The organism is Microcoleus sp. T3_B1, from assembly GCF_036700445.1.
In the GTDB taxonomy this organism is placed as follows: Bacteria; Cyanobacteriota; Cyanobacteriia; order Cyanobacteriales; family Microcoleaceae; genus Microcoleus.
The window spans coordinates 45,603-71,750 of record NZ_JAUBOX010000027.1 but is presented as its reverse complement, the minus strand read 5'-3'; the positions used below and the strand labels follow the sequence as shown (position 1 = coordinate 71,750).

Sequence of the window (26,148 nt, the reverse complement as noted above, 5' to 3'; positions counted from 1 at the left end):
ATTAATTAGTTTCTCTTTTCTCTAAAAAGTCATTACAAGGTGTGTCTATAGCTTCTAATAATGGTGAATTTATCTTAAAATATACTCACCACTGTTCATCAGTGTTCAATAAGATGCGTTCCCCCTGACCAGGAGGATGGATAAATACCAGAGAGCAACTGCAATGGCTCTGGAAAATTATGAGCAACAGCTACGTCCGCGATACTGAAGCCGTTGTCGAAATTAGCGCCGCTCCCAACTTTATTATTCAAGACAACTTAGCAAGGCAAGCTAAACAATCTAAAACTGCCAAAAAACGCGCTTTAGAAAAAGGTCAAGGTCGCGATGTAGGAGCAGAAGTCAAACAGGAAGAATCCTTTGAAGCCCAGAAAAAAATATACAAAGGTGCAAGAGCAATTCACGCTGCTGTCACCTTCTTAGTCTACCGACCAACCCCGGAGCAACTAACACACGCTTGCCAAATGCTCTCCCACAGCTTCGGCTCTGCCAAGGTATTAAGAGAGCGCAACATTGCTTGGCAACTGTGGCTAGAAACTTTGCCCATTACTGTAAGCTGGCTGTTGCACAGCAGTTCGCTAATTAACGAACGCCGCCTCACCTTAGACACCGAAACTGTCCCCGGTATTTTGCCCTTAACTGCTGTAAGGGACATCGACTCAAAAGGAGTTGAATTCATCACCTTTGGTGGCAAACCCGTGTACGTTGACCTCATGCACAACCAAACCAGCCGCGCTGTCATAACAGGCGAGTCTGGTTCCGGTAAAAGTGTTTTGGGATGGCGATTTGCAGCAGATGCAATAGCCGCTAATATCCCAGTAGTCGGTATGGATATCTCAGCAGGAAGCGGCAGTACCTTTGAGACAGCAGTGAAACTGTTAGGCGACGATGGTGCGTACTACGACATCACTTCTGGCAGCTCGAATCTACTCGAAATACCCGATTTGAGGCGTTTTGACAGAGAAGAGCGATCGCGCCGACTAGACCAATGGAAAGAGTTTATCAGAAAAGCGCTGACTATTATCAGCATGGGCAAAGTCCGCGACCCAAAATTAGCGCAGCGAGTCGATGCCATTTTGCTGCTAACTCTGAAAAAATTTCTAGAAGACCCAGACATTATCGAGCGCTACAATACGGCCTTTGAAAAAGGCTGGAAATCGACCGCGTGGCAAGAAATGCCAACCCTCAAAAACCTCCTAAAATTCTGCACGAAAGAGCAACTAAATCTGCCAAACTTTACCGACTTAGACCGCATTGCCATCAACCAAATTACCACTCAATGTAACGCCTTACTAGCGTCACCTTTAGGGAAAGCAATTGGCAGACCGAGTACATTTTCACCCGAACCCGCTGTTAAGTTTTTTGCCCTTAGCGGTCTGGGCAACGAACAAGACCAGTATTTAATGGCCATTAACGCCCACGCTGCTTGCATCCGCAACGCACTTTCTCACCCTAAAAGCCTATTTATCGGAGACGAACTTTCGATTTTGTTTAAAAAAGATGGATTTGCTGAAGTAGTAGGCGAACTCTGTGCAGTGGGTAGAAAAAATGGCATTTCAGTGCTTTTGCTAGCCCAAGATATCGACAGTATTTGCGATTGTAGTGCGGGAACTATGATTATGCAAAACATGGTGTATCGAATTACCGGAAGATTGACATCAAACGGAGCCACTTCTTGGATCAAAAATTTGGGGTATCCGGCTGAAATTATTAGCCAGAATGCCACAGAAGCTTTCCTTCCCAGAGCTGCCGACCTTTATTCCAATTGGCTAATTGAAAAAGGAGGTCGTTTCTGGCAAAGCCGATACTATCCAGGCGAAATGATATTAGCAAGTGTGGCTAACAATCAAGCTGAATTGATGGCCCGCGCCCGAGTGATGGCTCAATATCCCAATACGTTAAAAGGGCAACTGCTAGCACTCAAACAATTTGCCTCTGAATATGTACAAGCCGTTAAAGAAGGGCGTTCATTAGCTAATATTGGCAAGAATGGAGTCACTGATATCAATGGACACAAATCCCCTCAAGACCTTATTGCTAGCTAGACGGAGAAAACCGATGAAATCACCGAAATTTCTTGTCAAACTTGCCCTCGGCATTCCTGCAATTTGGCTGAGCTTAATACTAAATTCTGTTGAAGCAAAAGCTCAAACCTCTGACAGCAATCCGACTGCAACACAGCTTCCCACCTCAAACAATCCTAACAGCAGCACTTCCAACCGCTCCAGCTTCACAGTTGCCAATCAACAAATAGAAAGCCAAATCCAACAATCAGCTAATAACTTCTTGAACAACCCGAAAGAAATAGGAGGTAGAGAAAACACAATTAGCGGCATAACAGGCGAAATTTCAGATACCATCTCCACCATCTCCGACAGTATCTCAGGCATCTGGGACAATTTGTTAAACAAAGTAGAAAATTTCAGCAGTGAAATAGAGTCAACCCTCTCTTCATTCCTGGGAGAACTGAAAGTTCCCGACCTAAAAGAAGCAGTTAAAAGCATAATGGACGGCAACACCTCCGAAAGCGAAGGGACAAAAATATCCGCTGTTTTAGAGAAGAGACCGCAAGATTCTTACAGCCTCAAAGAGAATACCGCAGAACTCGCAGAAAGAGAAAGTGCTGTCAGTGAAGCCAATAAAGCCACTCTCAGTAAAGAAGCTCAACAAAAGCAAGCGACTCTGAAAGAAATTGTCCAACAAAACGTAGAGAAAACTAATCGCGAGAGCCAAAATTCAATGGAATTGGGTGCTGATTCAGAAGGTCAAGATGTCACACAGAACATTATGAGAAACATATCTCAACAAAGTGCGATCGCAGCTAAGCAAGCAGCCTTATCAGCAGAAAATCAAAGTGCCTTAGTCATGCAGGGCCAGCAAGCTCAAATTGATCGCAGTTTTGCCAACATTCTCAACGCTCAACAAGCTGAAGAACTCAACGAAATTAACACAGCCCAGAGACGGCAGGATGCTGCGGCGGCTACCGCTTCTTCTACTCAAGCCGGACTGTTTCAAATGCCGGGAGGCATCACCTTGGGTGAATAAGGGGAGTGGGGAGTGGGGAGGGGGAGAGGGGGGGAATGGGGTGAGAGGGTGAGGGGATAAGGGTTTCCTGTTTCCGCTTGTCCCGCTTGTTCTCTCCCACTCTCCCACTCTCCCCCTCTCCCTCTTTCTCCCCCTCTCCCTCTTTCTCCCCCTCTCCCTCTTTCTCCCCCTCTCCCTCTTTCTCCCCCTCTCCCACTCTCCCCCTCTCCTTCCCCTTCCCCTTCCCCCTCCCCTTCCAAAGATGCTGACACAACTAATCGCCCAAACTAGCACAGCAGGACAAGCCCTGGACACTCTATCTGACGCTATAGAAGTCTCTCAAAAAACCGTCGAATCGTGGAATTTAGTTTGGTTTAACACCTTTAACACTCAAGAATCCTCTCTCTGGATTGCCTTAGTCAAACTAGGACTAATTCTGGCGGGAATATCTGTTACTTACCTCGCTGTCACCAGTGGCAAAGAAATCATCGAAAAACAGTCTTGGTCAGAGCTAGTAGCCATGTTTATCTGGCCACTCGTAATTGTAGTATTTCTCAGCAACAACGGTAAAGTCTTAGCTGAAAGCGTCAAATTCATCAAAGCTGTAGGCAGCACTCAAGTTCAAGAAATTATGAAAATTCAAGTCGGAGAAATGACCTTCCGAACTGCCCTGAGCGACGTTAACCTCACCAGTGCTGGCAAAGAAGAAATCGAAAAACTCTACAGCGAATGTCAGGGCAAAGTTGGATCAGCTTTAGTGGAATGTTGGAACAGCAAAAAACAGTCCGCTCAACAAATCCTCCAGGCAGCCGAACAGCAAAATGGAGGACCTCTCAAAAGCTTGCAGCGATTTGTCGAAAACTTAGGCAATGTTGCCAATCTTCAGGATATAGGAAATGGCGATTTTGCAGGACAAGTTTTTAGGTCTACTGTCTTGCCCATCATTCGCTTAATTCTTAGATCAGTACAGTGGGCATTTGTCAATATTTTAGAAGCAGCCTTGTTGCTAACAGCTTTATTCGGGCCTCTGGCAATGGGTTTATCACTATTGCCACTGCAAGGAAAACCAATTTGGGCTTGGTTAATAGGATTTATGTCCTTATTTGGAGTGCAATTGGGCTACAACATCGTCGTTGGCTTAGTCGCCGTAGTGATTGTCAAATCTGATGCAGAGTTAGTTACAGATATCGCCTTTTTATTCTTTTTAGCTGTCTTTTCTCCCGTTCTAGCCGTGTTAATAGCCAAGGGTGGAGGAACTGCTTTGTACAGTGCGATCGCCAATAGCACTAAACAGCTTACAGATATTGCCAGTAACGCGATCGGTGTTCTTGCCGGAAAACTGATCTAGGGGAAGGGGAAGGGGAAGGGGAAGGGGAAGGGGAAGGGAAAGGAAATTGTGATAGATTTTTCTGGGCTTAGATTATCATAAAATTTGTAAAAACTTCTAGCCTTTGATTCCTCAACTCTCTACCCTTTAATTTTTTGTAAAAACTTCTAGCCTTTGATTCCTCAACTCTCTACCCTTTAATTTAAGGAGATTAATTATGTCATCCCATCGCGAACAATTTATTTGGCAAAGAACAGCAAAGTTAGCTGTGAAGTGTTACGAGATTACCAAAAAATTTCCCAAGGAGGAACTGTATGGTCTTACTAATCAGCTTCGTCGAGCTGCGGTTTCTGTACCTGCCAACATTGCTGAAGGCTATGGACGCAATACAACAACTGATTATGTCCGATTTTTACACATAGCTGAAGGCTCATTGCGAGAAGTTGATACCCATGTATGGATAGCCACTGAGCTTGGCTATATCAATCAACAAGATAGTGATGTCCTCTGCCAAGAAATTGACGAGTGCCTTCGCCTTCTTTTGTCTGCTGCTAGAAAATTAGCATCTCGTACTTAAGAAGGGGAGGGGGAAGGGGAAGGAAGGATAAACTTTCGCTTTTCTTTCTTCAATAAAGCTAACAAGAACCTGGATTTTTCCTTCCTCTTCCCCCTCCCTAAATAACTTGTTTTTCCTCCCCCTCTCCCCTTCTCCCTCCCTTTCTCTTAACCTTCCCCTTCCCCTTCCCCTTCCCCTTCCAAGAAAACTATGAAATTTCCACAATCACAACCCTTACTCCCTGAATCTAAAAACACCTTAGCCTTGTGCTTTGTTCTACTAACAAGCTTTGTTTTCCTCCTGACAATTACTGTTTTAGTGAATACAGTCAGTTTGAGAGCCTTATCTCAAAGAAAAGTTACCTTTGTCCAGTTAAAAGACGGAACCGCAGCACGAATTTCAGAACAAGATGAACTGTACAGAGAGCCGAAAATTATCCAAAATTTTGTATCCAGTTGGGTAAATTTAACCTGGGCTTGGTCAGGCAAAATTCCCGGCACAAATGACCCCGACCCCGGCATTAAAGTTAAAGGTTCCCAAGTTCCTACAACTGCTTGGATGGGTTCCTTGATGATGGAATCAGAGTTTGGTAAAGCTTCTCTTGTTGAACTTGCCAAACTCGTTCCCAACACCATCTATTCAGGAAAAACCCGCTCTGGAGTTTATATCTCTCACATCTCAGAACCCAGACAAATAAAAAGAGGAGTTTGGGAAATAGATGTAATTGCTACTCGCGTAGTGCTAGAGCAAGGCATTGGAGAAAGCCGAGAACAGTTTAATCGAACTTTCACCGTCAAAGCCGTAGAAATTCCCAAATCCCCTCTCAAAGAAAACGCTAATGAATTAGAGAAGACTATTCACTCTTTGAGAGCAGCCGGATTAGAAATTTCCCGAATTGTCGAATTCAAACCATAGAAGGGAAGAGTAGAGGAGGGGGGGAGTGGGAGAGGGGGAGAGAGGGGGAGTGGGAGATTCGGAGACGGGGAGAGGGAGAATAATTGACGGTTTTTCCCACCCATTACACCAACCAAATCTGCAAATTTAATGCACGGCAGCTTAAGGTTTTTAATTCCTTTGATTGAAAAGAGTTGCTATCTACTGCAATCTACTTAAAAACGGGAAATCTTCCTATTTACAGCATACCTCTAATCACTTTTCACCCCCACTCCCCCAATCTCCCACTCCCCCACTCCCCCCCTCTTCCACTCTCCCTCTCTCTCCCTCGCTCCTCAATCTTCTATCTTTCGTTTTTCAAGTTGTTTGAAAACACAAAAATTTTAATCAGCAAATCATGAATAATTCAACAACCCCACCAGCCGAAAATCCAATGAGTATCAGCCCCGACAGCCCCAATTTCCACACAACAAAAAGTATGAATAACCATGCGAGTGCATCAGTCGAGACAAATAAAACTGACGGCAGCAACACAAACCCCCCACTCTCCCCCTCTTCCTCTCCCCCACTCCTTCCCTCTCCAAACCCTTCCCCTTCTGACGATGATATTGATGAAAACTTCATTGCTAATTTCGACCCCAATGCACCCCTAACACTTGAAACTCAATATCAACTCGCTCAAGATGAGGAAAACCCACTGCCCCCGCCTGTTTCCGAAAGAGGCGTTCCTAGAGCAGTGACAATACTGCTATTGACTGGTGGAATACTATTGCTAGGACTGCTGATTTGGCAATTTATCAAGCCTAAATCACCTCGCGAAGCTATCGCACAATCAACACCAAAAGAAAGCTCTTCTGGCACCATTAAAGATGAAAAACCGGAGTTGCTGGCTAAATTAGCTTACCAAGACCAACAAAAACTGTTAGCCGAAAAACCGCAAAAAACCGCAAAACCCAAAACAGAACCGTCGCCCAAACCGTCAAGAACCCCACGAACTCCGCGAACTCCGCGTCTAGTCGCTACCCGGAGCGCTGCACCGCCACCTACTCCTCTACGCGAACCCCTACCCGCACCCCGAACAGTAGTGCGGACGGTAACAGTACCCGCACCCATACCGCAAAGAACACCCGCGCCCCCACCAGCCCCGGCCCCTATACCCAAACCGTTAGTACCACCACCTTTAATTCCAACTCCAACCGAAGAAAAAATCGACCCGTTTGAGCGGTGGAACCAACTCGCCCAACTCGGACAAATTAGGGGAAATTTTGACCCTAACCGAATAGCGAATGCCGTGAGTGCAACACCAAGCACTCCAGCGGCAACAAGCGCTACCGCCGCCGCTCTGACAAAGCCAGCTCCAACAACTGAATTCCTAACAGTCAATATCGGCAACCAAAAGTCGCAACCCTCATACGTTTCTTTCGAGCAAATCCCAGAAAAACTATATAGCCACCCAAATAACGCCAGCGGGGAAAGGCTACACCCGGAGTTTCCTTATGGAGAGGACAGCCTCGAAACCACCGACAACTCCCAAAACCCCACTAACCAATTAACTCCGGCTTCCTTTTCCCCCCAAACAAGTTCCGATTCTACTGATAACTCAATCGAGACGGAGGCTCGACTGAGCGCGAGCCGAACGTCCTTGCCCGCCGATACAGAATTTCAAACCCTTTCCCCTGAAGCTGCTCCAGAGGCTTCTGCCTTAACAAACTCCCCAACCCTAGAACAAGTAAACTCCCCAGGGGCAAAAGGCATTCTCAACCGCACGCCCCAAAGTTCTTCAACCTCCCAAACAGCTCAGGTTCCCCTTGGAACCACAGCCAACGGCATAGTTTCGGTTCCCCTGTTGTGGGATGAAGGCTCAGGCAAACAGCTTTACGACAAATTTGCCGTCACCCTCACAGCCGACTTCACGGCAACTGACGGCTCTATTGCTTTTCCTGCCGGCACAGTTGTCATTGTCAAAGCCAACACCGTCAGCAAAACCAATCGCATGGTACAAGCTAGTGCTGTAGCGCTCGTCTACTCAGATAGAAACGGTCAGATTAAACAGCAGCCCATTCCAGAAGGCGCAATTTTGATTGCAGGAGAGGGCTCTGGGCCGTTGATTGCTTCAGGCTACTTCGACCCAGGTTCCGATGTTGCCGGACAGGATATCCTCACCGCAGTGCTGTCGGGAGTTGGACGAGTCGGTCAAGTGTTCGCAGAGCCTAAAGTCAGGAGCTCTAGCAGTATTAGCGGTAGGTTTGGGGGCAGTACAACCACCGTTGAAAGTCGAGACCCCCAAATTTGGTCAGCCGTCCTCGATGGCTTCTTCAGCCCCCTGGCAAAACGGATGGAAAGCCGCTCAGATAGAGCAACTGAAGAACTTTTAAACCGCCCCAATGTAGCTGTGGTTAATAAAGGAACCCCGGTTTCTATTACTGTTAACAGCTTTCTCAACATTTACCGATAACCAAACCGTCGGTAAACGGTTAAGTCGCCCCAACGCGACTGCGGCGATTAGTAAAGGAAATCCCCGTTTCTACTGTCAACAATTTTCTCAACATCAACGAATAACTGCCATGACGAATCGCATCCAATCCCCAAGAATGCTTTCCCTCGGAGGGCTTTTGTTCACAGCAGTATTCGCTACTGCAAGCTACCCCGACTGTGCTTTTGCTCAATCCCCAGTCACAGGCTATCAAACTGTGGGTCGAGACATTGCCGTCAATAGTGCGATCGATATTTTAGTCTATCCCGGTCGCGCGAGTGCGATCGACTTCAGCTCAACCGATGAAGCTCTCGCCTACGTTTTAATTGCCGACCCCTCAAAAATAGTTTTCAGCACCGACGCACAGTTGGCAAGCGGCAAAGCCAAAACTGTTTTCTTGCGTCCCATTCAAGCGCTCAATTTTCCGGGAGCTACCACAGCTACCATCACTAACCTTTCAATCAAAACTGTAGATTCAAAAGGGAAACAGCGACTTTACAACTTCAACATCGTTCCTACCAACAAAGAACCAGAACACTTAGGAATTCGCATCGCTCCCGTCACCCCAAGAATGTCGCCGACTGTGAACGTTGATAGAGGTCGCGCCCCCGCAGCATCAGATGTTGAAAAAGGATTGCTGATTGCCATTCAAAAAGGCTACACAGCAGCCAGCGACCCAGTAGTCTACAGCGTGCGACAATTTTTAGCTCTGGTAAGAAATCAGAATCTATCGGCGGCCGATGCTGCTGCACGAGCCGGAGTAGACTTGTCTGTGATTGTCGAGCTGAGCCGCATTGCACGAGAAGAATTCAACTACCCTGGAACAAGATTTCAACAGCGACAACCGCCAACAGCCCGAACTACTCGGCTTCTTAATAGTCGCTCTGCTTTTTGATTGGAGCCGGAGCTGCGGGAATAGGTAACGGGAATAGGTAACGGGAATGGGGAATGGGGAATGGGGAATGGGGAATGGGAGAGAATTTGACTGACTGTCTCCTCACTCCAAATTCCGCTTCATCAAAATTGTTGAGGAAAAGGTAATTGGGAAAAAGGTAGTTAACTCATAACTCATAACCGAAGAGCGCTTGGGGGGAGGCTCTCGGCAATCTCATAACTTCCTATTACCCATCCGATTATCGAAAAGTTGAGATGCGAATCCTCTCCTCAATACTGCCCGCGCTGAGTCAGGCGGGAGCCAGTGTCGCTAACCGCTCGCTCTGAGAACTTATGGCTTTTGACTGATTCTGATTGGTTTGAAGCTGCGCTATTAATAATAGCAATTAGTCAAACAGCATAATGAAAGTGAGCAGGGATAGTGAGTGAGGATGGGAGAACTTTTCTACTTCCTACTCAACGCGAAGCTGAGTTATCAGTTTTGAATAGACATCTTAAATAGATATTTTTTGAACGGTTCGGCAGTAATACTTTCTCGGAAGAACGTTTTTTTCCTCATTCCCACTCCTTTTTTTTAACCAATGTTCAGCCCAAAAAGCTCAGTTCAAAAAAAGTCTGCCCTCCCGCTGCGCGTTGTGCTTACAGTCCCCAACGCTCTCCTAATTTCAACCTTACTAGCTCTAACGGGATGGCTTTCTTTTCAAACAGGGCGGCAGACAATGAATGACTTAGTTGCACAGCTATTGGGAGAAGCAACGAGCCGCATCTCTGACCGTCTTGACAACTACTTAAAAGAAGGGGTTGGGGTTGGGAAAGAAGAAGGGACTTATAAGAAAATGCAAACTGGTTCGGTGAACCAACTTCCCCCAAGTCAAACAGCCGGAGTCACAATCAAACCAAATGGGAAAACAAATGGGTCAGACTCTCCAAAAACAATATTGCCTCAACAAAAAACAAATCCTGCTTTTCCCACCCCAACCTCAACATTCAACTTGCACGATTTCCTCATTAGCCCTAACTGTCAAGCCTTTATCTTAGACCGTTCGGGACATTTAGTTGCTCGGAACGAGGTAACTGAACCAAAACCGTCTATTTCTGCTGACGGACTGCAGCGAAGAAGCGCCCGAGCTCTGCAACAACAAGTAATCCAGCTTTCAACAGAGTATTTGCTTAAACATTATGGCAGCCTCGCTGCTATTAACAGCAGCCAAAATCTTAACTTTACCGCCAGCAACTCTAGATACTTACTGCAAGTCAGACCTTTTGAAAACTCGAAAGGCTTAAACTGGCTAATTGTAGCAGTTGTCCCTGAAACCGATTTTACGGACAAAGTTCAGGCTAACACCCGCAACACTATTTTGCTCGTGCTGCTGGCTTTGGTTCTTTCTATCTGCCTTTTGCTGTCCATTTCCCTAAGAATAGAACAGCGGCTGCTGCGGTTAATTTCGGCAACAGAGGCGATAGCTGGCGGCGACTTCGACTCAACAGTTTCAGGTAGCGGCGTTGCCGAACTCGAAGCCTTAGCTTGTGCTTTCGAGCGCATGAATTCCCAGTTAAAAGCATCTCGCCAGCAGCTAGAAGAATATTCCGGCGATTTAAAGTGGCAAGTTGCACAGAAAACAAAGGAACTAAAACAAGCTAAAATTGCAGCCGAAAGTGCCAATCGCGCTAAAAGTACCTTTCTGGCCAATATGAGCCACGAATTGAGAACGCCTCTAAATGCGATTATCGGCTTTGCTCACCTCCTTGTAAACTCTAAAAAAACTGCACCGGAACAGCAGTCGAGTTTAGATATTATCAATCGCAGCGGCGAGCATTTGTTGAAACTAATCAACGATATTTTGTCGCTGTCCAAAATTGAAGCAGGTCAAATCACCCTCGAAGAAACTGCTGTTGACTTGTACAGTTTGCTCGATGACTTAAAACTTTTATTTCAGCTCAAAACTCAGTCGTCGGGCTTGCAACTTGTTTTTGAACGCAGTTCTGATGTGCCGCAATACATCCGAACTGATGAAAGCAAGCTGCGTCAAGTTTTGATTAATTTGTTAGGTAATGCTGTTAAATTTACTGAGGCGGGTAGGGTGAAGCTGACTGTAAAATGCCTTCAGCCGCTGGCAAAAAAACCGTTACCCAAATTCTTTCTCCAGTTCTCAGTGAAGGATACAGGTCCTGGTATTGCGCCTGACGAGCTTAGCATTTTGTTCAAGCCGTTCGTGCAAACAGCAACTGGCAGGAAATCACAAACGGGAACGGGCTTGGGATTGCCCATCAGCCGCTCTTTCGTCAAGCTGATGGGTGGCGATATTAAGGTCAAAAGTTCTGTGGGGAAAGGAACGGTTTTCAGTTTTTACATTAAAGTGAGTCGTGCAACACAGAGCGAAGTCCGTGACATCCAGCCTCAAAAACAAGTGAATGGACTGGCACCCAACCAACAAAATTATCGCATTCTGGTAGCGGACGATGAGTCTGCAAATCGGTTGCTACTAACTCAGATATTGAAGTCAGCCGGCTTTCTTTTGTGGTTTGCGGATAACGGAACTGAGGCTGTTAAATTGTGGCAAAAGTACAAGCCGGATTTAATTTGGATGGATTTGAAAATGCCGCTTTTAGACGGCTTTCAAGCGGCTCGAAAAATTCGTTCTCTGCCTGACGGCTCCAATACAAAAATTATTGCTTTGAGCGCTAATGCGTTTGTTGAAACCAAGAAACTCGCTTTGTCGAATGGCTTCGATGACTTTGTTGCCAAACCGTTCCGAGAAACAGTAATTTTTGAGAAGATGGCGCTTCATTTGGGAGTTCGCTATATCTATGAAGAGGAGTCGTCTAGGAAGTCCGAACAGGATGAGCCTGTTGTGCAACTGACTTCTGAGTCGCTATCTGTGTTGCCGAGGGAGTCGATTGAGAAGCTTTATAAAGCAGCCGCTTGTGGAGACGAGCAAGCGGTAAGGCTGTTGATTGAGCGAATTCCCCTGTCGCAGAAGCCTCTTGCTGCGGCTCTGACTAAATTAGTTGACAATATGAGCTTAGATATTATCAGCGATTTAACTCAACACTACCTTTGAACGAACCCCACCCAAATCCAAGATTATGGGTAGGGACTGCGCTGAACATCTCTAGTTCAATGATAACTGCGATAGTTCAATGCTAACTGCGATCGCAGTTATCAGAGGCGGTTCTCAAAGTTATTTCAAAGATTAGCCTAGAATAAGCCGCAGTCCACTAATATTGTTGTTGAATCAACACGTTTATTGCGTGCTTAAAAATAGATGAGCAAAATTATTGCGCTGTTCAACCAGTCAGGTGGCGTCTCCAAAACCAGTTTGACAATGAATTTAGGCTACCATTTGGCGAAGCGTTCGCAAAAAGTCTTGTTAGTAGATATGGACCCCCAAGCCTCACTTACCGCCTTCATGGGCTTGGAGCCATCTGAGTTGCAGGAAACTGTCTACGAGTCCATTATGAACGGTTCTGACGCGGCGCTCCGCAAAAACCTTCACAACATGGACTTGCTCCCTTCTAATATTAATTTGAGCGGAGCAGAGCTGGAACTGGTGGTGGCTGACATGAGAGATAGTCGCCTAAAAGAAGTCATTGACCCCCTTAGCTCGCACTATGACTTCATATTGATAGACTGCCCTCCCTCGCTAGGCATCCTATCCTATATCAGCCTAGTTGCCTCCACTCACGTCTTAATTCCGATTCAGACTGAATATAAAGCTCTCAAAGGAACAGAATTGCTGTTGCAAACCATTGCTCGCGTCAGAAAACGCGCTAATCGGAAATTGCAGATTGCTGGAGTGATTCCGACGCTGTACGATACCCGTACTGTACAGGCCTTTCAAAGTTTGCAGTCAATTACTACTTCTCTGGAGAAGATTGGTGCGATTTACCCTGCCGTGCCTCGGACTGTCGCTTTCGCCGATGCGTCACAGCAACACGTACCTCTGGTCGTGTACAATCCAAAACATCCAGCCGTCGCCGTACTCGATACTATTGCACAAGGACTCTTAGCTCTGGCATGAATCAAAAGCGCGACAGTCAGCCTTATCAAATCAAAGGGGTTGAGGCTCTATTAGGAACCAGCGACAGCGAAGATGCCGCATCCGAACTTGTCTCAATACACAAAATTGTCTTGCCCCAGCAGCAGCCACGCCGCTATTTCGATCCGACAGCTATGCAAGAACTGGTGGAGTCAGTCAAGCAGCTAGGAATTCTGCAACCGCTCCTGGTACGCCCCATAGATGGCAACAAGTACGAATTGGTAGCGGGAGAACGGCGCTATCGAGCCGCGTCGTCGTTAGGCTTGACTGAAGTTCCTGTCGTAATTCGGGAACTGACAGACACAGAGGCTCTGCAAATTGCACTGCTGGAGAACTTGCAGCGGGAAGATTTGAATGCGATTGAGGAAACCGAGGGGATTCTGCAATTGTTGGCAATGAAATTGAACTCTACCTTTTCGTCAGTTATTGCTTTGCTCGGAGCGGCCGCTCACCCGGAACGCGGAGCTGTGGATAACGTTATCCACAGCTCGGACTGGCAAATAGTAATCGATATATTTGCACTCGTTGGGAAGTACACTCCAGAGAGTTTCCGAACCAATCGCCTCCCCTTGCTGAACCTGCCAGATGATGTGATTGGAGCGCTGCGGAAAGGACGGATTGAATATACCAAAGCCAGAGCGATTGCCCGAGTTAAGGATAGCTCGGAGCGCTCCCAATTACTAGAGGAGGCGATCGCTCTCGACCTCTCTCTGACCCAAATCAAACAGCGCATTGCCGATTTAAAAGCCCAAAATACAGGTCCGGCGACTGCACCGGATCGATCGCTTAAAAGTCGCGTAGATGCAGCTTTGCAGCGAGTGAAAAAGTCTAAGGTTTGGGATGACCCCAAAAAGCAAAAGAAACTAGAGAAGCTGTTAGCTGAACTGGAAGCATTGGTGGGTGAGGGATTGGAAAATTGAAGCTGATTTTAAAGCGGGGCTACTTAAATTACTCGCTTCTTTTCACATCAAGCTACTGTGAATCTAAATTTCACAGCCGCTGCGCTTCGGAAATCCTTATGGAACGGGCAGAATGCTAGTCTCGACTATACAACGCGCATCGGCTCTTCAGCTTATTGTTACGGCTGCAATGACCGCAGCCATTGCCAATCCTCATGGAGCCAACACTGCCATTGCTGTATTACAAGCAGCTTTCCCTGAAGTTATAATTTTAGGGAATTCCTGTAGACCCTGCCTACCTGCTTCGAGAGCGCGATCGCAGCTCTTCAGTTGAGACCTCTCTGAACTATTGAAAAGGAAGCCAAAAATATTGTCTTTACCAGCGTTGGCGACACTGTCGTTGGAGCATGCAGGAGTGCAAGCGGAAGCAGAATTCTGAGCAAGTTAATGAGAGCGTTAATCGGGCGAGGTAGACTGGTTATGAGCAGCAGTGCAGTGAAAAACAATAAGTGGGCCTTGCTAATTGGCATCAACAAATACAAATATGTACGCCAACTCCAAGGCTGTGTGAACGATGTAGAGCTAATGACCAAAATCCTGCAAGAAAACTTTGGCTTTTTAGAAGCACACATCACTCAATTGTTGGACAAACAGGCCACCCGCGACAATATTCTGACGGCTTTACAGCAATTAGTAGAACGTGTAGGCTCTGACGATATTGCGGTCATCCACTACAGCGGTCACGGCTCCCGGATGACTGACCGCGAGGGCGACAAACCCGATGGCATGGACGAAACCATTGTGCCTTGGGATAGTGGGCGCTATCCCCACGAAAACCGCGATCTCACAGACGACGAACTCTACGACTGGCTGTTGCGCCTGAGCGAGAAGACCCCGTACATAACCCTCCTCTTCGATTCCTGTCACTCAGGGGGCATCGTCCGCGACACTTTTGGCACTAGCGATCGCTGGATTGAACCCGATACCCGTCCAATTGAAGAACTCCCACCATCGCCTGTAGCTAATACTCTGCTTAGAGGAACGCAGCGGGATGTTGGTTCTAGTGGCTGGTTACCCCTTAGTCAGCGGTATGTACTCATCGCTGGCTGTAGTGCTGAGGAGAAAGCTTACGAACACTCCATAACGCAAGATAACAGCAAAACTTACCACGGAGCCTTGACGTATTTCTTGTGCCAGCAATTGCGACAAGCCAAGTCAGGCACAACCTATCGCGATATCTTTGAACGCACGAGTACCTCAGTGACAGCAAAATACTCTTCCCAGCACCCGCAGATGGAAGGAGCGGGGGATAGGGAACTCTTCAACGTGCGGGAAATCCAACCTGTCCGCTTTGTATTGCTCAAGGAGCGCACAGGCAATCGAGTCACCTTGGGCGCAGGCGCAGCTCACGGACTCACTGCGGGTTCGCAATGGGCTATTTACCAATCAGGAACCAAACAAGTAGCTAAGGAAACTCAAAAACTCGGTACGGTAAAGATTACGGCTGTCCGCGCCGTGACATCTGATGCCGAGATTGTTGAAGAAAATCTGACTGGCTCTATTACCGCAGGGACTAGAGCTGTAGAAGAAGCTCACTTCTATGGCGAGATGCGCCTGAAGGTACAAATCCAAATGCAGATGGACTGTGAAGCGAATGTGAATGAGTTGCTAGATATGATTTCCTCCTCAGCACTGCTGCGCCAAACTGAAGAGGGCGAACCTGCTGATGCACGGGTTTATATCATCGCACCCCGCACAGAAATCAGAGAAGGCACTCCTGTCCCCCAGTTGGGAGCCATTACTAAACCAACTTGGGCTGTAGTGGGAGCTGATGGTCAGCTTATGATGCCGACTCGTGCTGTGGACGAAGCCAGCGCTGAGGTCATAATACGCGAAAACTTAGAGAAAATCGTGCGCTATCGCTCGGCGTTAGCTCTCAATAACCCCAACCTCCAAAGCTTACTTAACGGCCAAGTGGAGTTCATCCTGAAGCGACAGACTTTTGATGGCAACTGGGTAGAGGCTAAACCAGAAGATGATAGCGGACTGATTGTTTTTGAAGACGGAGCTCGCCTGATATTTGAGATCGTTAACCATCATAATGAACCGATCTATGTCAGTGTTCTAGACTTCGGGCTGACTTACGGGATAATTCCGCTCTACCCGGTTGCAGGAGCCAACCAGCAGTTTCAACCCAGTAAATACGTCAAAATTGGCGCACGCCAAGGTCAACCGATAGAATTGTACCTTCCAGATAAATTTCCCAATTCCCAATCTGGAGGAACTGAAACTTTCAAGGTCTTTGCCACAACTTACCCAGTAGACTTTAGCGTATTGCTACAGTCCGGCTCGCGACAAAGCGACACGCTTTTGGAGCAGTTACTGGATATGGCACTGACGGGGAACGGCGAGCGTGATGCTCGGCCTACCAGTCTACCGCCGAATGAGGAGTGGACAACAGTAGAACGTTCTTTTTTCCTGCAACGCAGAACCCTGCATAGTGAAAAGCTAGCGGCTTCTCCCAAAATGCGAGTGTGAAATCGCCCTTTTTAGACATTAGCTAGGAGTCACAAAAACAACAAGATTATCAACAAATTATTATGGACAGTTCCAGCGGTCAAGAGGCAGAAAGTTTGAAGGCAAATCAAGAGAGTAATTCATCCCTAAATCGCCGCCTTCTGCAACGTGCAGATTTGCTACTTATGCAAGGTTACGATCAGTTTCATGCCTGTCAATTTGAAGCTGCTTTACATTCTTGGAACAAGTCACTTGGCATCTATCGAGAACTTGGTATCCGGCAGGCAGAAGGAGCAGTTTTGACAAATTTAGGGCTAGCTTGCGAAGGTCTAGGAGACTATGCAAAAGCAATTGATTACCTGGACAAGGCTATGGCGATCGCCATAGAAATCCAAGACTATAAAGGCTCAGGAGATGTCCTGATTAATCTAGGAAATGTTTACATTGACCTGGGACGATACGAACCAGCAATTAATTATTACGAACAGGGTTTAGAAATTGCCCAGAATATCCCAGACATTCGGATGCAAGCAGCAGCTCTAGGTAATCTAGGAAATGCCTGCCAAATTATAGGAGACTATGACAAAGCAATAGACTATTTAGAAAAAAGTCTTAAACTAACCCAAAAACTTAAAGATATTCGCGAACAAGCGAATGTTTTGGGTAATTTAGGATGGTTTTACTATGTTACAGGAGAACTTAATAAAGCTATTAAATCTTATCAAAAAAGTTTAAAAATTAAGCAAGAAATTGGAGACCGTCGGGGTGAAGCACATACTATAGGAAGACTGGGACTGGTTTACGGTGAGCTAGGGGACTATCAAAGAGAGATTGAACACCACCAGCAGAGTTTGTCGATTATTCGAGAAATCAAATATCGGATCGGGGAAGTAGATTCTCTAAAAAATCTAGGTGATGCTTTATTAAAGTGTGGCGATTTTGAAAAAGCGACAATTTATCTATATGAGGCTATTCAAATAGGGGAATCTCTGCGGTCAGAATTAGGCGAAGATGTTGCGCCAAAAGTGTCATTTTTTGAAACACAAGATTTAACCTATCGCCTTCTGCAAACAGCTCTGATTGACCAAAACAAACTTGAAGAAGCCTTAGAAATTTCAGAGCGCGGGCGTTCTCGTATGTTCGTAGAGTTTTTAGCTGGCAAACTGCGAGAACGTACCGATTCTAAATTTACAGGAACTCTACCCAAAATTGAACACATCAAGCAAATAGCCACAGAACACAATGCCACTCTTGTTGAATACTCGATTATCTACGATGGGTTTAGAACTGAAGGGAAACTACAAGCCAAGGAATCAGAACTGTTTATTTGGGTAATACAGCCGCTAGGTACAGTTACGTTTCAGAGGGTTAACCTCAAACCATTATGGCAGAAACATAACACAGCGCTTGCAGATTTCGTCAGCACGACCCGCGAATCCATAGGTGTTAGGGGACGGGACGCTTTGCCAGTTAACACCCCTGACTCAACAAACACAGACGACCAAAATCTACAGCATATCCATGAAATACTAATCCAACCTATTGCTGATTGTCTGCCAAAAAATGTTAATGAAAAGGTCATTTTTATCCCTCACGAATCTTTATTTCTAGTTCCTTTCCCAGCTCTACAAGATGCTAACGGTAAATACTTAATTGAAAAACATACGATTCTCACAGCCCCTTCCATCCAAATTCTAGATTTAACCCACCGGCAACGGCAGCAAATACGAGGAAAAAATAATGATATATTGGTGGTAGGCAATCCGACAATGCCCCAGGTTTGCCTTGAAATTGGAAAACCCCCTCAACGGTTAAGATCTCTTCCTGGTGCTGAACGCGAAGCAATTGAGATTGCCAAGCTTTTCAAAACTAAAGCCATCATTGGTGATGCAGCTACTAAAAAAAACATCGCACAACAAATGACTGAAGCACGGATTATTCACCTAGCCACTCACGGGTTACTAGATGACTTTACAGGCGCGGAGATTCCAGGGGCGATCGCTCTAGCTCCATCAGGGGAAGATAACGGACTGCTTACGGCAGGAGAAATCTTACAGATGCAGCTCAACGCTGAACTCGTTGTCTTGAGTGCTTGCAATACAGGTAGAGGTCGCTTGACTGGAGACGGTGTTACGGGGTTATCTCGCTCCCTGATTTCTGCCGGAGTCAAGAGTGTAATTGTATCTCTATGGGCGGTCTTTGATGCTGCAACGGCAGAATTAATGGTGGATTTCTATCAAAATCTAGATCGAGGTTTCGATAAAGCTCAAGCACTGCGTCAGGCGATGTTAACGAGCATGATACAGCATCCAAATAGCTTGCGATCTTGGGCCGCATTTACACTAATTGGTGAAGCGGAATAAGCAGGGAATCTAACTGAGTTTTGATTGCAAAAAGTAGAGATGGCAAGATCGGGACAGTATAAATAGGTAGAAACTAGGAGATGTGCGTGATGCAATCGAAAACTTTAGCAGACATACTGTTTATGCAGGGTTTTATGCAGTATCAAGCCAGTCAATTTGAATCTGCCTTAATCTTTTGGAAACAAGCACTGACTATATATCAAAAACTTGAAGATCGCCACAGAGAGGGGGTAGTTTGGGGAAACTTGGGGATTGTGTATAAGGAATTAGGAAATTATGTTGAGGCAATTAAGTGCTATGAACAAGATCTAGCAATTGCACTGGAGCTCAAAGATCGGCGCGGAGAGGGACAAGCTCTAGGAAATTTGGGAAATGTTTCCGAAGCACTAGGAAATTATATCCAAGCAATTGACTACCAACAGCAAAGTCTGGCAATTGCACGGAAGCTGAAAGATCAGTATTGGGAAGGACAAGCTTTAGGGAATTTAGGAAATGCTTACCTAGCTTTGGGAGAGTATATCAAAGCAATTGATTACCAGCAGCAGAGTTTGGCAATTAGGCTGAAAATCAAAGACCGCCACGGGGAGGGGCAGGCTTTGGGAAATTTGGGAAATGCTTACCTAGCTTTGGGAGAGTATATTAAAGCAATTGAGTGCTACAAGCAATGCTGGGTTATTGCCCGGGAATTTCAGGATCGTTTGGGAGAGGAGCAGGCTTTGGGAAATTTGGGAAATGCTTACCTTCCCCTGAAAGAATATGCCAAGGCGATTAATTGCTATGAAAGGAGTTTGACGATCGCATACGAAATTGGAGATTGCCTAGGACAAGAGCAAGCTCTGGGAAATTTGGGAAGTGTTTATCTCGCCCTAGAAGAGTGTACCAAGGCGATTGAATACCATAAAAGAAGCCTGGCGATCGCACGCCAAATTGGAGATCCGCAAGGGGAAGGACGGTCTCTAGGAAATTTAGGAAATGTTTACCTTTCCCAAGGAGACTGCACCCTAGCAATCAATTACTATCAAAAGACTTTAGAAATTGCACGGGAAATTCAAGACAGTCTGGGAGAGGCGCAATCTTTGAATAATCTAGGCTATACTTTCTGGCAATCTGGCAATTTTATGAACGCAGAAAAAACATTACTGGCTGGAATTGAAGTTTGGGAGTCTCTAAGAGCAAGATTAGGTAGCAATGATGCCTATAAAGTGTCGATTTTTGAAGAACAATCTCGTACCTATAATCATTTGCAAAAAGTTCTCATACTTCAGAATAAAATTGCTCCGGCACTGGAAGTGGCTGAACGGGGACGAGCCCGTGCATTTGTAGAGTTATTATCAAGGCGATTATCTGCTGCCACAGCTACTCACTTAAATCTTGAATTACCAACTATTCATAAAATTAAACAAATTACTAAAGCTCAGAATGCCACATTCGTTGAATATTCAATCATTTATAAGGAGTTCCAAGTCCAAGGCCAAGAGAACAGCCAGGAATCTGAACTTTTTATTTGGGTAATTCAACCAACTGGAAAAGTATATTTTCGCCAAGTCGATCTCAAACCTTTATGGCAACTACATAAAAAATCGCTGGCGGAGTTAGTAATTAGTTCCCGTCAATTTATTGGGGCAAGGGGGCGCGATGCGGTAGTGGTTAGCGACCCTGAGTTTCAGCAATCTGAAAAAGAGTTTTTACGGAAACTCTACGACCTTTTAATTCTACCCATTGAAGACTTCTTGCCAACGGATGCAAATGCTCATGTTACTTTCATCCCTCAAGGAGCTTTATTTCTTCTTCCCTTTCCTGCTTTGCAAGACACTGAAGGCAAATATCTGATTGAAAAACATACCCTCCTTACAGCTCCTTCAATTCAAGTTTTAGACTTAACTCGTCATCAACAGCAACGAGCCAAAGAGTTAGAGTCCGAAGCGCTAATAGTGGGCAATCCGACAATGCCCAAAATAACGTCGGAGATTGGGCAACCGCCCAGGCATTTAAGACCTCTACCCGGTTCTCAACACGAAGCTATCGAGATTGCTCGTCTTCTGAAGACTCAAGTCCTGACAGGTGACAAAGCTACTAAGAACACCATTTTACAAAAGATGCCAAAGGCAAGGATTATTCACTTAGCCACCCACGGGTTACTGGATGACTTCAAGGGTAAGGGCGTACCAGGGGCGATCGCTCTCGCACCCTGCGGGGAAGATGACGGTATACTCACCCCTGAAGAAATTTTAGGTCTGGAACTTAATGCTGAACTATTAGTTTTAAGTGCGTGCGACACAGGGCGAGGTAGAGTTACAGGAGATGGTGTGGTGGGGTTGTCACGGTCGTTCATTTCTGCTGGTGTTTCCAGTATTGTTGTGTCCTTGTGGGCAGTACCAGATATCCCTACTGCATTCTTAATGACTGCATTTTATCAAAATCTTAAAAACAACCTCGACAAAGCTCAAGCATTGCGACAAGCGATGCTAATGACAATGAAACAAAATCCTAACCCCCGATCTTGGGCAGCCTTTACACTGATAGGTGAAGCAGAGTGGGCATCGAAACCTGTGGATGCTGACAGCCCAAGCTGAAAAACTTTTCAATATAATTACAAAGGCAAAATGAATGCACAGCCAAAAGCTAAAGCTGACCAACTGATACAGCAAGGTATTGAGGAGTATGAAACTGGTAAATCTGGAGCTGCCATAGAGTCTTTGCAAGAAGCACTCAATATTTACCAGCAAATCAAACACCGCCAAGGTGAAGCAGAAGCTCTAGAAAATATAGGACTTATCTATAACGACATGAGAAATTACGTCAAAGCGATTGAGTTCTATCAACAGTATTTAGGGCTAGTGCGGGAACTTGAAGACGAAGAAGGAGAACATACAGCTTTAGATAGCCTGGGCAATGTTTACTACAGTCTAGGAAACAATATCAAAGCAATTGAATGCCATCAGCAGAGTTGGCTCATTGCCCAGAAACTCGAAGACGTTCAGGAGGAAGGAAGGAGTCTGAACAAACTGGGACTGGCTTACGCTGCTATGGGAAGTTATCGCGAAGCAATTCAGCATTATCAACAAAGTTTATTCATAGCACGAGAAATCGAAGACCGTCAGAATGAAGCGTGGGTACTAGAAAATTTAGGATCAGCCTACAGTGATTTTAACAATTATGGAAAAGCAATTGAGTATTATCAGCAAAGTCTTGCTATTATGCAGGAACTTCAAGACCGCGAGGATGAAGCGTGGGTACTAGAAAATTTGGGATCAGCCTACTTTTCCTTGGGAGACTATGCTAAGGCAATTGAATCTTATCAGCAATGCTTGATAATCGCACAAGAACTCAAGGCTTCTTCAGAACCATATAACTTTCAGTATCAAAGAGAAGCCTGGATTCATTGCAAACTGGGAATGGTTTACCAATCTTTGGGAGACGTAACCAAGGCAAGTGAATTCTATCAGCAGAGTTTAGGTCTCGCACAATTACTACACAAGCGTGAGTTGGAAGGGCAGATACTAGGAAAGCTAGGCTCAGTTTGCCTTAACGCGGGACTTTATGACAAAGCAATTGAGTACCAGCAGCAGTTTTTAGCAATTGTACGGGAACTACCTAATCGCCAGTTGTTAGCTCATGCGCTGGCAAAATTAGGTGAAGCTTACTATTTCAAGGGAGATTATGCTACAGCGATTGAGTTCTCTCAGCAAAGTCTCAAAATTGCGCGACAAATTCCAGAGCACCCTGTAGAGAGGCAGGCTTGGGAAAATTTAGGCAATGTATATAATGAACTCGGAGATTGTGAAAAAGCCATTGATTCTTATCAGCAAAGTTTAACGATCGCACGAAAACTGCAAGATCATCATTTAGAGGCAGGCACGCTGAACAACCTTGGCTGCGCTTTCTTTCGATCGGGAAATTTTGAGCAAGCCGAAAAGACGCTACGAGAAGCAATTAAAATTTGGGATTCTATACGAGTAGGATTAGGCACTTACGATACCTATAAAGTGTCTATTTTTGATGTCCAGGCTAAAACTTACCGCCACCTCCAGCAAGCCTTGATTGCCCGAGGCGAAACCGATGCAGCTTTGGAAGTTGCCGAGCAGGGACGTACCCGTGCGCTTGTAGAATTACTGACGACCCGTTTTTCTACTCAACCTCCCTCGGATTATACCACTTTAGAAAACATAAAATCTATCGCAAAACAACAAAATGCAACTCTAGTTGAATACTCGGTTATTTACCATAGTTTACAAGGACAAGGACAACCAAAATATCGAAATACAGACCTCTTAATTTGGGTAATTCAGCCCACAGGCTGCGTCACCTTTCGCTCAGTCGATATCACCTTTTTAAAGCAACAGAATACACCCCTGGGACAATTCGTTGACTTCGCCCGTGAATCCATAGGTGTAAGGAGTCGAGATGCTTTCGCAGTAACCAGCGATGAAGTTTCATCAATCAACAACCAACAATTAAGGCAACTCCACGAATTTCTAATCGAACCGATTGCTGACCTCTTACCAACAGATACTAATTCTCACGTCATCTTCATTCCTACTGGACCTCTGTTTCTCGTTCCCTTTCCTGCGCTTTGGGATGCTTCAGGTCGGTACTTAATTGAAAAGCACACCATTCTTACAGTTCCTTCGATTCAGGTGCTAGCTATAACTCAAAACCTTTCAGCGTCACTGCGGGAAAAAAAACAAAAACAAGACCCAAATTTAGCAGAGGTAAAAGCACTGGTGGTCGGCAATCCTACTATGCCCAAGATTGCTTTGGAGAGCGGTCAATCACCTCAATTCGATAGTCCTCAAACAATAAAGACGGCAAAATCTGTATGCACAACCTGTTCTGGAGGTAGCTATGACAAATCCTTACTTTTACAAGACTGCCTGAAATCGTTAAGACCTCTACCAGGTGCTGAAAGAGAAGCAAAAGACATTGCATCTCTCCTGAATACTCAACCTATTATTGGTGACAAAGCCACCAAGGTAGCCATTTTGCAACAGATGCCCTCTTCAGGAATTATTCACCTAGCAACTCATGGGTTACTGGATGATTTTGAGAGACTAGGCATACCGGGCGCGATCGTTCTGGCATCTGAGGAGGAAGATAATGGTCTGCTCACAGCCGGAGAAATTAAAGAGCTAAAATTAAATGCCGAATTGGTAGTTCTAAGTGCCTGTGACACGGGGAGAGGTCGATTAGCAGGAGATGGGGTCATTGGGTTGTCTCGCTCCCTAATTTCTGCTGGAGTACCCAGTATAATAGTTTCTTTGTGGGCTGTACCAGATGCCCCCACCGCTGAATTGATGACTGAATTCTATAAAAATTTCTACAAGCGCAAGTTGAATAAAGCCCAAGCGTTGCGAAGCGCAATGTTAACAATAATGCAGCAACACCCAAACAATTCCAGAGCTTGGGCTGCCTTTACTCTTATTGGTCAACCCTAATTACCAAGTAAAACTATTTCATATATTGACTTAGCGCACCAAACTAGCCAGCAGCCCCGACGCTTCCCGCTGCAAGCTCTGCCGATTGTCATCGTAGCAATTAAGGACGTTCGAGCTCGTATGGCGGCTCAACTTCTGCGCCATTCGCGTATTGCCGTTGCTTGCATCTAACAGCGTCGTAATTGCAGCGTGGCGTATTCTGTGCGGGCTGATTCTTTTAGGAATTCCCGCAGCAGAGCAAGTTGAGAAAACAAGCTTGTAAATAGCGTACCCGCTCAACCTCAACCCGTATTCCCGCTTTGTCAAAGCGATAAATAAAGGCTCTTGGAGCATTGCAGTTCCCCGCACGCTCAGCCAATCAGAAATCGCATCTGCCGTCGCGCTATGCAAGTCAATTAGCTGCGCTTGAGTTCCCCTACCTTTGCCGTAAATGTTCAGAGTTCGGGCTAGCGGGTCAAAGTCGCCTATATTGGCTCCGCCGAGCTCCCCCCGGCGCAGCGCATTGTCCCACAGCAGCCGGAGAACTGCATAGTCGCGCTTTCCCTGGGGTGTACTCCGGTCAGGAATGGACAACACCGACTGCATCGCCGCCACATTCTCAGAAGCAACTCGGCCAAACCCTGTAGTATCCCGGTAAGGAACCACCTTCTCTCCTTCAACATCTACCAAACTCCACTCGCACTCGCCCACCTTGCGAGCAAAATTCACCAAACTTTTGATCGCCGCCAGCCGCCGATTAATCGTCGCTTCCTTAAGTCCCTTGTCGATTAGTTTGGCTTTATACTTGAGAACCACCGCGACAGCGGCGAAGCGGTTCAGCCGTAGGAACTCGCGCACTAATGCCGGGTGCGGTTCCTGTCCCGTCATTGTCGCAAAGAAATCGTACAAGTCTTTCTCATAAGCACGCCTAGTGTTGACAGAGCGCTTGGCAGCTAACAGCTCTGCCACTAGGTCGCGCGTCGAAGCTATTTCTCCAAAGGAATTAGCAGCGTGTTCTAAGTCCATAGCCGGCCTCATAATGTGCTTTTCCAGACCAGATTACCCGATCGAGAGGTGCAAATAGCACAAGATTCAACCTTGAAAGACAACTTGAATACGTGCAGAAAATTTGCTGGGCTGTAAAAATACTCAGTTTCAATTTTGAGTCTCAACACTACTTATAACTAAAATTTATTGACGATTTGACGATTCTCCTGAACTTCCCTGTTTGTAAAGGTTTCAACCTCTAAGCTTCATTGACGATTTTTGACATTGTTTTTGACGATTCTCCCCAAATGCTTTCCAACTATAAGTTTGGGGAATAGCCGCTCTGTTTTTGACGATTCTGACGATTGGTTGATCGACCTGTCGCGATCGTCATTGACGACTTGCGCCTGACATGATCCGGTCGCCACTGCTATCTGATTGACAATCGTCAATGACGATTCTGAATTGTCAAAGCTGTTATTGACGATTGAAGTGCTTATGGAGTAGAAGTTTTAGGGAATCGTCAAATCGTCAACGCTAATTTTAAGCTTTTGCAAAAAAGGGATCGGCAGGCATTCGCGATCACACTCGGGAGCAACTAACTTCCCTGTAGCGTTTTGAACCAGCATCCGACATAACCTTGGCTTTTGAGGACTTGATGCCTCACGAGTGTCCTAACTCAAGGTCACGACAAATTTTCTTTGACGATTTGACGATTCTTCTAAACTATCGTAGTTATAAGGCTTTCAGCTTCTAACTTTCA

At 45.8% G+C, this 26,148-nt stretch carries 15 protein-coding genes; 14 read left to right on the top strand and 1 reads right to left on the bottom strand.

The features are described 5' to 3' along the window. Positions 1–179: 179 nt before the first annotated feature. The 14 genes from QT990_RS16615 to QT990_RS16550 all read left to right on the top strand — a co-directional run bounded on the left by QT990_RS16615 (position 180) and on the right by QT990_RS16550 (position 24,419). A complete protein-coding gene (locus QT990_RS16615; RefSeq protein WP_333465508.1) occupies positions 180–2,042 on the top strand; it encodes a hypothetical protein in 1,863 nt (620 codons plus the stop codon). A gap of 13 nt (positions 2,043–2,055) precedes the next feature. Then, entirely contained in the window at positions 2,056–3,042 is a 987-nt protein-coding gene (locus QT990_RS16610) for a hypothetical protein (protein WP_333465507.1), read from the top strand. Between the two features lie 241 nt (positions 3,043–3,283). Next, positions 3,284–4,369, top strand: coding sequence for a hypothetical protein (locus tag QT990_RS16605; RefSeq protein WP_333465506.1), 1,086 nt, complete (start codon positions 3,284–3,286; stop codon positions 4,367–4,369). 196 nt (positions 4,370–4,565) lie between these two features. Next, on the top strand, positions 4,566–4,925 hold the full coding sequence (locus QT990_RS16600) for a four helix bundle protein (RefSeq protein ID WP_194074431.1): 360 nt from the start codon (positions 4,566–4,568) through the stop codon (positions 4,923–4,925). A 189-nt stretch (positions 4,926–5,114) separates the two neighbouring features. Further along, entirely contained in the window at positions 5,115–5,819 is a 705-nt protein-coding gene (locus QT990_RS16595; protein WP_333465505.1) for a hypothetical protein, read from the top strand. 376 nt (positions 5,820–6,195) lie between these two features. Next, on the top strand, positions 6,196–8,253 hold the full coding sequence (locus tag QT990_RS16590) for a hypothetical protein (protein WP_333465504.1): 2,058 nt from the start codon (positions 6,196–6,198) through the stop codon (positions 8,251–8,253). A 109-nt stretch (positions 8,254–8,362) separates the two neighbouring features. Further along, on the top strand, positions 8,363–9,166 hold the full coding sequence (locus QT990_RS16585; protein ID WP_333465503.1) for a hypothetical protein: 804 nt from the start codon (positions 8,363–8,365) through the stop codon (positions 9,164–9,166). A 718-nt stretch (positions 9,167–9,884) separates the two neighbouring features. Continuing rightward, on the top strand, positions 9,885–12,227 hold the full coding sequence (locus tag QT990_RS16580) for an ATP-binding protein (protein WP_333465502.1): 2,343 nt from the start codon (positions 9,885–9,887) through the stop codon (positions 12,225–12,227). A 204-nt stretch (positions 12,228–12,431) separates the two neighbouring features. Then, positions 12,432–13,187, top strand: coding sequence for a ParA family protein (locus QT990_RS16575; protein ID WP_333465501.1), 756 nt, complete (start codon positions 12,432–12,434; stop codon positions 13,185–13,187). Next, the gene (locus tag QT990_RS16570; RefSeq protein WP_333465500.1) at positions 13,184–14,125 is read left to right on the top strand and encodes a ParB/RepB/Spo0J family partition protein; all 942 of its coding nucleotides are present in this window, start codon (positions 13,184–13,186) and stop codon (positions 14,123–14,125) included. The genes QT990_RS16575 and QT990_RS16570 overlap by 4 nt, the downstream gene beginning before the upstream one ends. 459 nt (positions 14,126–14,584) lie before the next feature. Next, positions 14,585–16,642, top strand: coding sequence for a caspase family protein (locus QT990_RS16565; RefSeq protein WP_333460382.1), 2,058 nt, complete (start codon positions 14,585–14,587; stop codon positions 16,640–16,642). 62 nt (positions 16,643–16,704) lie between these two features. Beyond that, on the top strand, positions 16,705–18,984 hold the full coding sequence (locus tag QT990_RS16560) for a CHAT domain-containing tetratricopeptide repeat protein (RefSeq protein WP_333465499.1): 2,280 nt from the start codon (positions 16,705–16,707) through the stop codon (positions 18,982–18,984). Between the two features lie 89 nt (positions 18,985–19,073). Continuing rightward, positions 19,074–21,557 (top strand): CHAT domain-containing tetratricopeptide repeat protein, encoded by a 2,484-nt coding sequence (locus QT990_RS16555; RefSeq protein ID WP_333460379.1) that lies wholly within the window; start codon positions 19,074–19,076, stop codon positions 21,555–21,557. 30 nt (positions 21,558–21,587) lie between these two features. Then, complete coding sequence (locus tag QT990_RS16550; RefSeq protein WP_333460378.1) at positions 21,588–24,419, top strand: CHAT domain-containing tetratricopeptide repeat protein; 2,832 nt, start codon at positions 21,588–21,590, stop codon at positions 24,417–24,419. A 30-nt stretch (positions 24,420–24,449) separates the two neighbouring features. Here the strand turns inward: QT990_RS16550 and QT990_RS16545 are convergent, their stop codons facing one another. Further along, positions 24,450–25,424, bottom strand: a complete 975-nt coding sequence (locus QT990_RS16545) for a tyrosine-type recombinase/integrase (RefSeq protein WP_333460376.1) — start codon at positions 25,422–25,424, stop codon at positions 24,450–24,452. Positions 25,425–26,148: the final 724 nt, after the last annotated feature.